The organism is Streptomyces nanhaiensis (assembly GCF_046614825.1).
GTDB classification, from domain to species: Bacteria; Actinomycetota; Actinomycetes; order Streptomycetales; family Streptomycetaceae; genus Streptomyces; species Streptomyces radiopugnans.
This window is the reverse complement of sequence record NZ_JBKJFM010000437.1, coordinates 1-253: the sequence shown is the minus strand read 5'-3', so window position 1 is coordinate 253 and position 253 is coordinate 1. Positions and strand designations below refer to the sequence as shown.

The following is a 253-nucleotide window of genomic DNA, read 5'->3' as shown; positions in this document are numbered from 1 at the left end:
GCTACCTGCACCGGCCGGAGCTGACCGCCGAGCGGTTCACCGAGACCTCCGACGGCCGCTGGTACCGCACCGGCGACCTGGCGCGCTACCGCGCCGACGGCACCCTGGAGTTCCTGGGCCGCACCGATACAACGCCGAGAACCGCCGTCTGCCCTGGAAGCGCGGCATCAAGCCGCTCATCGCCCGGCACGGCACCGCCCATGGTCCCGGACCGGAGAAGACCCGGTAGGCGGTCGAGTGCACTCTTGCCCGG

Annotated in this window: 1 protein-coding gene; it reads left to right on the top strand. The window is 72.3% G+C overall.

The features are described from left to right. Positions 1 to 253, top strand: a 253-nt coding sequence (locus tag ACLIYP_RS30970; RefSeq protein WP_412716364.1) for a hypothetical protein, incomplete at both ends; no start/stop codon positions are given.